12 protein-coding genes are annotated in these 9,883 nt (G+C 45.6%); 6 read left to right on the top strand and 6 right to left on the bottom strand.

Annotated elements, in window-relative coordinates; all coding sequences use genetic code 11:
* Together C7B77_RS30045 and C7B77_RS15495 are read left to right on the top strand one after the other, a co-directional pair.
* A partial coding sequence (locus tag C7B77_RS30045) for a hypothetical protein (RefSeq protein WP_106306516.1) occupies positions 1-846 on the top strand: 846 nt, incomplete at its 5' end.
* A 15-nt stretch (positions 847-861) separates the two neighbouring features.
* Positions 862-1,593 carry a hypothetical protein gene (locus C7B77_RS15495; protein WP_146138345.1) on the top strand — a complete coding sequence of 244 codons (732 nt, stop codon included), beginning with the start codon at positions 862-864 and terminating at the stop codon, positions 1,591-1,593.
* Between the two features lie 169 nt (positions 1,594-1,762).
* Here the strand turns inward: C7B77_RS15495 and prfB are convergent.
* A protein-coding gene (prfB, locus tag C7B77_RS15490) for a peptide chain release factor 2 (RefSeq protein ID WP_146138344.1) occupies positions 1,763-2,879 on the bottom strand; the annotation gives its coding sequence in 2 pieces (ribosomal slippage) (positions 1,763-2,803 and positions 2,805-2,879; 1,116 coding nt in all).
* Between the two features lie 100 nt (positions 2,880-2,979).
* Between prfB and C7B77_RS15485 the strand changes: the two genes are divergently transcribed.
* Positions 2,980-3,471, top strand: a complete 492-nt coding sequence (locus tag C7B77_RS15485; protein ID WP_106306507.1) for a hypothetical protein — start codon at positions 2,980-2,982, stop codon at positions 3,469-3,471.
* A 74-nt stretch (positions 3,472-3,545) separates the two neighbouring features.
* Here the strand turns inward: C7B77_RS15485 and C7B77_RS15480 are convergent, their stop codons facing one another.
* The 5 genes from C7B77_RS15480 to C7B77_RS15460 form a co-directional block, all read right to left on the bottom strand.
* A complete protein-coding gene (locus C7B77_RS15480; RefSeq protein ID WP_106306504.1) occupies positions 3,546-3,842 on the bottom strand; it encodes a DUF3181 family protein in 297 nt (98 codons plus the stop codon).
* The gene (locus tag C7B77_RS15475) at positions 3,835-4,086 is read right to left on the bottom strand and encodes a 2TM domain-containing protein (protein ID WP_106306501.1); all 252 of its coding nucleotides are present in this window, start codon (positions 4,084-4,086) and stop codon (positions 3,835-3,837) included. The genes C7B77_RS15480 and C7B77_RS15475 overlap by 8 nt, the downstream gene beginning before the upstream one ends.
* A 159-nt stretch (positions 4,087-4,245) precedes the next feature.
* Positions 4,246-5,265 carry a 30S ribosomal protein S1 gene (locus C7B77_RS15470; RefSeq protein ID WP_106306498.1) on the bottom strand — a complete coding sequence of 340 codons (1,020 nt, stop codon included), beginning with the start codon at positions 5,263-5,265 and terminating at the stop codon, positions 4,246-4,248.
* A 379-nt stretch (positions 5,266-5,644) separates the two neighbouring features.
* Positions 5,645-5,884, bottom strand: a complete 240-nt coding sequence (locus C7B77_RS15465) for a hypothetical protein (protein ID WP_106306495.1) — start codon at positions 5,882-5,884, stop codon at positions 5,645-5,647.
* Positions 5,881-7,704: a DUF5942 domain-containing protein gene (locus C7B77_RS15460; RefSeq protein WP_106306492.1), complete on the bottom strand. Its 1,824-nt coding sequence runs from the start codon at positions 7,702-7,704 to the stop codon at positions 5,881-5,883. Before C7B77_RS15460 ends, C7B77_RS15465 begins: the two co-directional genes overlap by 4 nt.
* Positions 7,705-7,997: 293 nt before the next feature.
* Between C7B77_RS15460 and C7B77_RS15455 the strand changes: the two genes are divergently transcribed.
* The 3 genes from C7B77_RS15455 to C7B77_RS31135 all read left to right on the top strand — a co-directional run bounded on the left by C7B77_RS15455 (position 7,998) and on the right by C7B77_RS31135 (position 9,862).
* Positions 7,998-8,405: a hypothetical protein gene (locus C7B77_RS15455; RefSeq protein WP_146138343.1), complete on the top strand. Its 408-nt coding sequence runs from the start codon at positions 7,998-8,000 to the stop codon at positions 8,403-8,405.
* Positions 8,406-8,511: 106 nt separating this feature from the next.
* Complete coding sequence (locus tag C7B77_RS15450) at positions 8,512-9,591, top strand: IS4 family transposase (RefSeq protein WP_245894220.1); 1,080 nt, start codon at positions 8,512-8,514, stop codon at positions 9,589-9,591.
* On the top strand, positions 9,584-9,862 hold the full coding sequence (locus tag C7B77_RS31135; RefSeq protein WP_245894219.1) for a hypothetical protein: 279 nt from the start codon (positions 9,584-9,586) through the stop codon (positions 9,860-9,862). The genes C7B77_RS15450 and C7B77_RS31135 overlap by 8 nt, the downstream gene beginning before the upstream one ends.
* Positions 9,863-9,883: the final 21 nt, after the last annotated feature.

Raw genomic sequence — 9,883 nt, 5'->3', positions numbered from 1 at the left:
GGTTTAATTACGTCTACCGAAGGCGAAAGCTGGGCTAAAACCGTCTCCAAAGGTCGCCCCGATCCATTTGCGACACTTTCGCTACAACCAGTTACGCCTCCCGATAAAATAGATGAGTTCGGTCAAGTAATTGGCAAACCAGGATCTGCTTCGATCGCCTCCAATTCCTCTACCATCAAATCTGGGGTCAATAAATCCCTCCCCACCATCAAAGTCGCCTCAACTTCACCTAGAACAACTAAAGTTTCTGGCAAACGAATTGCAAGCAAAGGTTCGACTTCCCCAGAAGGCAGCATTACTCGCGATGGATCGGTTTCCTCGATTCCTAGAACTGGAATCAATAGAGCTTTACCCAAAATTACCGTTGCCATTAAACCAAATAATGCGGCAAAATCTCCCGCAGGCGGCAAAATTGCCAGCAACAATAAAGCTAGTAACAATAATGCACTGCGCCCAGTAGGCACTAAAGTTGCCAAAAATAATAATGTCCTGCGCCCTACAAATATCGGTGCTACTCCCTCTAGCACATCTAACGGAACGACAATTGCGGCTAGAACAGAAAAAGTTGCCGAAAAACCGTTACAAGCAATGGCAGTAGAAATATCTGGAGTAATTGAGGTAGACGGCAGAACTCAAGTTATCGTTAAATTACCAAACGAATCATTCAGTCGCTATATCGATGTTGGCGATCGCGTGGCAAATGGTGCAGTTTTAGTCAAACGAGTCGAAGGCCAACAAGGTATAACTCCGACTGTCGTACTAGAAGAAGTTGGCGTTGAAGTTCCTCGCCAAGTTGGTGATAAAGCAACAGCTAGCAATGCTGCGCCTCAATCTAATCCTAAATAGTTTAAATCAGAGTATTTGACAAAGCCCGATCGAATTCGATCGGGCTTTTTGATGAATGCCTACCGTTTAAAAAAATATCGACTATTTATGAATTGTGTTTTGTTGGAAGAGATGGCATTATATGGAGTTGCTGGAGAACCAGCCTGTATCGATAATATCATCATAATTCCAGCATTTTATGAATTTTTCCCAGAACTCGAAGAATCCGACATCGACTCAGATATTTCTCTCGAAGAATATCTTAACAGTAATGGAGATCGACTGACTGAAATTTGTCCTCGGTTCGCTCGATTTTTTAAGGAGGAAGGCTTTGTCAATTCATCATCTTCAGGTGATGCAATTTGGGTTCATGCTAAAATTTTAGACCTGTTTCAATATTATCCACCCACAATCGATTGGCGTTATGGGCTACCAGACTTTTCTTTTTTAGCTGTTACCTTCAATGATTCCCGAGAATTAGCTTCTGCACATCCTTTTTCCTGTATTGAGTACAATCTTCAATCGTATCTTGAATTCTCTTGTTTCACGGATTTAAAACATCAATCGATCGTCTCAAGTGCATTTTGGAAATTACTTTTAGCTTATCCAGGATTAGGCACTTTCGAGCAAAAGATCCAAGGTAATTGCTATGATGATTATGGCTCGATTTCTATGGGAAGTAACTTTATTACTGGCTATCAGAATGATACATTTTATTTAGACATAGTTTGGGAATATAACGATATATTATTTCTAGACTTTGAGTGAGTATTTGTGCCTATCGAATCAAATTTATCGATCGCACATAACAGTAAGATAAATCGACACAGATAGATCGACAAATTTTCTAAAGATCGCCAATATTTTCATGGATTCAGAACCCCGACTTCTTTGAGAAGTTGGGGTTCTGTAGTTCACAGTTATTCGATCGGGCTAACTACTCATTCACCATCATATTTTCCTGGCGTAAATAAGCTTCGATAAACTCATCGATTTCGCCATTCATCACATCACCCACGGCGGTTGTTTCCACACTCGTGCGAAGATCTTTCACCATTTGATAGGGATGAAAAACGTAGTTGCGGATTTGCTGACCCCAGGCAGCTTCGACCATATCGCCGCGAATTTCAGCGATTTCTTTGGTTTTTTGCTCTTGGGCGATAATTAGTAATTTCGCTTTGAGAATAACTAGAGCTTTCTCTTTATTCTGAAGCTGACTGCGTTCTTGAGTACACCGCACGGCGACGCCTGTCGGCTTGTGAACGATCCGCACGGCTGTTTCTACCTTGTTGACGTTTTGTCCGCCTTTACCGCCCGCACGGGTGGTAGTGATTTCCAAATCGGTGTCGGGGATATCGAGTTGCACGGAGTTATCGATCAGCGGCATCACTTCCACGCCTGCAAAACTCGTCTGCCGTTTGTCATTGGCATTAAAGGGCGAAATTCTGACTAAGCGGTGGGTGCCTTTCTCGCTGCGGAGGTAGCCGTAGGCATATTTACCTTCAATTTCCAGGGTGGCGGATTTTAGTCCGGCTTCTTCTCCTTCGGAGATTTCGGCAAGTTGGACTTTGTATTTGCGATCTTCCGCCCAACGGGTATACATCCGCAAGAGCATCTCAGCCCAGTCCTGGGCATCCGTGCCCCCGGCACCAGCGTTGATAGTGAGTATTGCCCCCTTCGCATCATACGTTCCCGATAATAGCTGTTCTAATTCCCATCGATCGAGTTCTATACTCATCTGGGAAAGGTTCTGTTTGGCTTCTTGGTACAAAGCCTCGTCTGGTTCGAGTTCGAGCAGTTCTAGGGCGGTTTGGGCGTCGGCAACACTGCTTTGCCAGTGTTGAAACTGCTCTAAGTGAGATTTGTAATCGTTAAGTTCTTGCATCGCAGCTTGAGCCACATTTTGGTTATCCCAAAACTCTGGCTGGGCGGCGACTTGCTCTAAGTCTTGAATTTTGGCCGTCAGTGCGGGGACGTCAAAGATATTGCTGGGTCTTGCCCAGGCGATCGGTCAGGGTGTTAATATCACGTTTGATGTCTACTAGATCGATCATTGTTTGAGAGAATAGAGATTAGAAATTAATATTGTTCTAGCGATTGTCTGCAAAGTCAATAGGAAAGAGAAATCGCTTAGCAAAGAAGGAGCAAATAACAATGGCTAAGAAACCCAAGGGATTTAGCGAAATCCTACTACAACAGCAGTGGGCAAATGCTAGCGAGCGATCTTTCGACAAGTTGAAAAAGAAAGTAAATCGCAGCTATGGTCGAGATGTCAAGCTGGTGATGAATCAAGGCGAAATCGTCAAGATGTCAGAAGTTCTGGAAGATTTCGTCGAACCATATAACGATGACACGCTCAACAAACACGGACTCCAGATGTTATTGTCAATGGGAGTCTTAGCTTGGAATATCGCTCTCATGCCGAAGGAAGAAAGAATCGAGATGCTAAACGAAGCATTTGCCGCGATAATGCCAGGTTCAGATCCAGAAGACATTACGTTTGGAAAAAATTTGGTTGATGAATTAATCCAACGCAAAGACAAATTCTTTGCTGACAATCAAAGAACGATCGTAAATTTTGAGCTACAGTATGTTTCTCGTGGTGAGTTTCACATCTCCGTAGCCTCAACGATGCCTTCAGACTAGTTTCGATCGGTCGATAGTTGGTAGGTTGGGTATCGCTATCGCTCTACCAACAGTCAGATATCCCTCAATAATATCTACATATCTCGCTCGTAGTCTTGAAGGACGTCCATGAGACGTGCTTGAGCGGTGACGGGGATGAGATTGAGCAGGGATGTTTTTTGTCTGCCACCGCCAAGATCGATCGAGATATTCGTGAGAATTTCGGTGAGTTTGGTACCGTTTAAGCCGTTATTCAGTAATGGATAGACTTGCTCGGCTAATGTGGTGTGGAGTTTGGCATCTTTGAGGTAAAGGTGCCACTTGGCGACATCGATATAGACTTTATCGCCGATTTCTGCTGCTAGATCTTCGATTTGTTGATTGTTAGCCATCGGTATTAGGGGAGTAATTAGCAATGGTGAAGATATACAAAGCGTGTGCGAACAGGATCGTCGCCCAGACTCCAGTTACCCATACAGCCCAGCTCCAGTCAGCTCTTTGGAAAATCTTAAAAAACCATAGTCCAGAGTTGGATGCTGAAAATAGAGCGACATGAAAGGCAAATGTCATTCTGTCATCTAGTTTACGGAATGCAGGGTCGTTTCGATCGGGTTCGCGCGGCCAACGGGGAGGCATAGTTTAATTAGTTGGGAGTTGGGAGTTGGGAGTTGGGAGGAAGATTAGTGCAGATAACTTCATCCTGTAAATCCTTAAATCTTGTAAATCTCGATTAGAGTTTAATAAAAAGAGGGACTAGCCCTCTCTTTATTCTAATCACTAGGTCTAGAAATGGATCTAGGTTGCTGCAACTTCTTCGTCATCATCGATGGCGGAAGGAATTTCTTCTTCAACGACATCGGGAATGGCTTCAGCTTTAGCACCAGGTAGCTCGATCGATTCTAAGGGTTGACCGGAGGCTTTAGCTAGTAACATCTCACGATATTTAGCTGCCATTTCGTCGGCCATTTCATAGACGCGATCTCGATTTTTGATCATGTCGCCTGGTTCTGGTTCCAATTGCTTAGTCGAGAGCGAGATCCGTCCGCGTTCGGCGTCGAGATCGATGATCATTACTTTGACTTCATCGTTGACATTGAAAACGCTGTGTGGCGTGTCGATGTGGTCGTGGGAAATCTCGGAAATGTGGAGCAATCCGCTGACGCCACCGATGTCGATGAAGGCACCGTAAGGTTTGATGCCACGTACCGAACCGATCACGACTTCGCCAACTTCTAGGCGATTCATCTTCCGTTCGACGAGCGCGCGACGGTGGCTCAGTACCAAACGGTTACGATCTTCGTCTACTTCGAGGAACTTGAGGGGGAGTTCTTCGTTAACTAATTCTTCTTTGGCTTTGCGGGTGCTGATGTGCGATCCGGGAATAAATCCGCGCAGTCCTTCAATGCGGACTAATGCACCACCACGGTTGGTCGCAAATACTTGAGAGCGAACTGTCGCATCTTCGGCTTGGAGTTGGCGAACCCGTTCCCAGGCGCGCATGTACTCGATCCGGCGGATGGAGAGGGTAAGTTGACCGTCTTCGTTTTCATCGGTGAGGATGAAAAATTCGCGGGTTTCGTTGGATTGCAGTACCTCTTCAGGGGCATCTACACGGTTAATAGACATCTCCTGAATCGGGATGTAGGCAGCGGTCTTCGCGCCAATGTCAATCAGGGCACCCCTTGGCTCCAGACTAAATACGGTACCAGCGACGACATCTCCCGGGCTAAAGTGGTAATCGTATTTGTCGAGAAGGGCTGCGAAATCGTCGAGAGTGAAGCCGATATCTGTAGAGGTTGTTTTCTGACTGACCATGCAATAAATTATCCTAGTGGTTTTTTCTCCGTAATTACTTTGCCTCCTGTAAATGTACGCGCATGTTGACCAAAGTAGATCGGCTAATAATGTGTCGCTTACACCTACATATCTCTATTCGTCTCGTCTGAGAGCGTTGAAGAGTTTATATTTAGAGTCCAAACACCGTATTTTAGCACACGATCGATCTCTTTTTCACCCTTTTCGATCGAAAGATCGTTTCAACTCAACTACCAATACAAAAACCCGACTTCATAGAAAGTCGGGTTTCGATGAGGGTTTGGAGGAATTTATGCCACTGAAGATGGATTTTCCAAAATCTCAAAAGAATTGACATTTAAGACCTTACCGAGCGTGGCGAGGGTCGATCGCATCGTCATTACTCGACCGAGGAGGGCTTTTCCAAAATTTCAAACGAATTGACATTTAAGACCTTACCAATCATTGCCAGGGTCATCACATCGTCATTTAACGTGCCTTGAACCTTGACGTGCAATCCTGCCTGACGCAGATCGCGCGGACAATCTAGCAACTCGTAAGTAGTCCCATCCTCAGCTACTAATGCCCAAGCACCAGTGCCAAAACCTCTATGTTCAATTCCACCGATCGCTGTAATCATACTGTTTGCGAATCTCCTCTCGCCGCGAACCTTGCTAAACCAAAACACAACAACCCATTCACTACCAAGAAACCACGGGCCAGCCCGCCATCGCCTAATAACCAGACATGGGGAGCGATTACCGCGCTCACCAATAGACAAGCTGCTACACCCAGACTAGTCCCCACTGCAAACGATTTTGCTGAAGGAACCGACCAACAGACCACAAGTAATAGTAGCGGAATTAGGACACTTGCGAACACTGGATTTAAAATACTGTTACCTGCGATCGCATTACCCAATTCTGGAATCGAACTGCCCAGGACTCGAAATGGTGCTTGTGGTAGATCGAATATATATAATCCTTTAAGGAAAAACAACCCACTGCTGCCAGCAATCAACCCGCTAAATAGTGGCAACCCAAAGGGAAGGTAATTGCGAATTAAGAAAGCCAGCAGGTAAGAACCTAGTACCATGGCAACTTTTGGCAATAAGGCGACCGCACCACCATCGATCCAGAACCGGAGGTTGAGATAACCATTATCGCGCAACCAGCGGAAGAAATCATTAAAGGTGATCTTACCTTTTTGAGCGAGTTTGACGGCGGCGGATGCGTCTAAATGTCCCGCACCGTAATAATTTTGCGGATCGACTTCGATCTTGCGGACGGATTGTTGTAAAACCGCTAAGACTTCATCGGGAGCGGTGACGCCTGTAGATTTAATTAAAGCCGCGACCCCAGCGACGTGGGGAGCTGCCATACTCGTACCTTGGAATCCAGAAATAATCGGCTGGTTCGTCTCTGGATCGATCGTTTCTTGCCAGATTTTGGTGCCGTGTCCGCCACCAGGAGCGGAAATATCTACACCAGCACCATAGTTAGAAAATTCGGCTTTCTCACCTTTAGCATCGATCGCGGCAACGCTGATGACGCGGGCATAGCGAGCGGGATAAGAAGCGGAGTTATTATTTTCATTACCAGCAGCGGCAACAATGACAACACCCTTGTTGTAAGCGTATTCGATCGCCTCTTTCATGACTTGACTTTCGCCACCACCACCGAGACTCATGTTGATGACATCGGCTTTGTTATCGGCGGCAAATCGAATTGCTTCGGCGATATCGGTAATCGTGCCCCCACCTGCGGCTGATAAGACCTTGAGGGGCATGATTTTGGCTTCATAAGCAACTCCAGCAACACCGTAGTTATTGTTGGTAGATTGGGCGACAGTACCCGCTACGTGCGTACCGTGTCCGTTGTCATCGTCGGCATTGACTTTATCGTTGACAAAATCATAACCTTCGACAAATTCGGTTTGGTCTAAGTCGGGAACTTTGCTGACGCCTGTATCGATGACGGCGACGACGATCCCTTTACCGCGATTTTCTGCCCAAGCTTGTTCGATATTGATATTGTGTAAGTGCCACTGCTTACTGTATTGAGGGTCGTTGGGTGCGGTCGTGGCATTGTAGGTTTGGTTGGGATCGATCGCATCGAGATCCTTTGCCAGCGTCTCTGGGGGAATGCTATAGATGTAGTTTGGCTCGATCGCTTCTGTATCTTGGCTCAGGCTCGATGCGCGGAGTTTGTCGAGTAATGCGCGATCGCCTTTGACGGTATATGTATGTTCGGCCTGAGAAAATTGACTATTCAGACGTGGGGCGATTTGATATTCGGTACCCAATCGCAGCAATTGGTTTTCTATTTCTCTAGCAGGAATATTCTCTTTAAAGTCAATAACTAGGGAGTCAAATTCTCCTTTGGTTGCCAATCCTTGGAAGTTAGATATGGCAAACCCTATGCCCAGACAAAATAAGCACAAGATTAACAGTTTCCGCATATACCGCGATCGCTCATTTTTTTAATTAGTATCACCAGCATAGCTCAACATTTTGCTTTCGGCTGTGACTGGATAACGATCTTTAACTAGTGGATGGGTGGATGGGTAGATGGGTAGATGGGTGGATGGGTGGATGAGTAATTGGTAAGAATACGATTGTCCTGTACTTGTCAACAAGTCAATAAGTCAGCAAACCTAAAGCCTAAAGCCTAAAGCCTACCCACTACCTCTTTTTCGGAAACTCCTTCGCTCGATTTGTAGTCTAAAATATAGATAGTATTAGGATACAGACCGTGTTTAGGCAAACGTTGTTAACTTTGGGTAAATGTTTGAGTTTGGGTATGCTGGCTAATTCTTTGCTGCTACCAGTTCAGGCTCAACCTACGGCGACGAGTGGTGGGGCGACAGAAGCGATCGAATTGTTAATTTTAGATAGATCTACCTATAAACCGATCGCCGATCGATCGACTCAAGTTTATAGCAATAATGGCATTAGATGTGTCACCACACCTTGTCCGACTAATACCAAAAATTGGGAGGGTAAAACCGATCGTCAAGGAGTAGTTTTAATTCCCAAACAAGTAATTCAATCTTCTACCACCTTGACACTCAATGGTTATATTGCCGCAGATCTGGCCAAAGATCTCCAGCAGCAACCAACTGGTGCAGCAGTGATTTTGCTAGTACCGACAGTTAAATAGGTGTTAGGTCTTAGGTGTTAGGCGATACCTGTCTAAATGTTAAATCTGGGCGAAATAAAATTGGCAGAAGCTACCGTGAGAAGGTACATTCACACGGTAGCAGAAGATGTTAGAGAGTATATTCGAGGCTTTTGTTCAACATAGCCCGATGAGCGTGATGATGCGAGGAGTAATGGAGCGAATCTTACAGCCAGAAAAACTAGATGAGATCTTTGCGCGGCATGGAAAATTGCAGTATCAGAGAGAACTGATGTTTTCCGAGTTAGTGAACCTGATGAGTTTGGTCGTATGTGGCATCCATCCATCAGTGAATGCAGCATACAAAGCGCAAGCAGTGAATGTGACCAGAGGAGCAGTGTACAGCAAACTAAATGGGGTCGAAACAGCAGTTAGTGCGGGGTTATTGCGAGAAACTGCCAGCGAATTAGAAGGATTAATCAAACAGATGGGGGGAGCCGCAGCACCATTGCTACCTGGCTATGAAGTACGAATTTTGGATGGTAATGCGTTAGCCGCCACACAACGACGGTTGAAAGTGCTTCAATCGGTGAGCGCAGCTCCGTTACCAGGTAAATCACTGGTTGTACTAGATCCTCAATTACGGCTGGCCGTGGATATTTTTCCATGTGAAGATGGACATGCTCAAGAGCGAAGATTGTTTGGACAGGTAGTGGAGACGGTCAAAGCCAACCAATTATGGATTGCTGACCGGAATATGTGTACGCTCGACTTTCTGATGGGGATTTCCCATCGACAAGCCAGCTTTGTCATTCGAGAGCATCTGAACTTGCCGTGGACAGCACATGGTGAATTGACCGCCTGCGGTGATGTTGAGGGTGGTCAATTATGGTCACAACCGATTGAGATTGCGCGTGGAGATGAAACTCTCAAATTACGCCGGATTGTGCTCCGATTGAAGAGACCATCTCGACATGGGGATGCGGAAATTGTGGTGCTGACCAATTTGCCGAGCGCGGCGGCTAATGCTCAAATAGTGATGCAATTGTACCGAGAACGGTGGCAGGTGGAGCGGTTATTTTTAACCGTCACCCAAAACTTTGAAGCCGAAATTAATACTTTGGCTTACCCCAAAGCTGCACTGTTCAGTTTTAGCTTGGCGTTAGTTGCCTATAATCTACTGGCTACCTTAAGAGCGGCTAAAGCTGCGCGTTCATGGTGTGGGTAAAATTGAGGCATCCTTGTCTGATTTCTATGTTGTTGATGAAATTCAGGGGACTTACCGTGGCATGATGATTGCGCTGCCACCAACAGCTTGGCTGTGTTTTGGCGATTTTGCTGTAACTGATTTTGTGCGGCTACTCCAGGATTTAGCCTCGAAAGTTAATTTAACTCGTTTTCTTAAACAACCTCGTAAGGAGAAGAAAAATAAGCCGCCTTTGGTTAAAGATCCCAAGCATCCCCATGTTTCTACTGCCAAACTTTTATCTGGCTGCTAAATAACATTTAGACAGGTATCG

Origin of the sequence: Chamaesiphon polymorphus CCALA 037 (assembly GCF_003003845.1) — a bacterium.
GTDB lineage: Bacteria > Cyanobacteriota > Cyanobacteriia > Cyanobacteriales > Chamaesiphonaceae > Chamaesiphon > Chamaesiphon polymorphus.
This window is presented reverse-complemented; position numbering and strand designations above follow the sequence as displayed.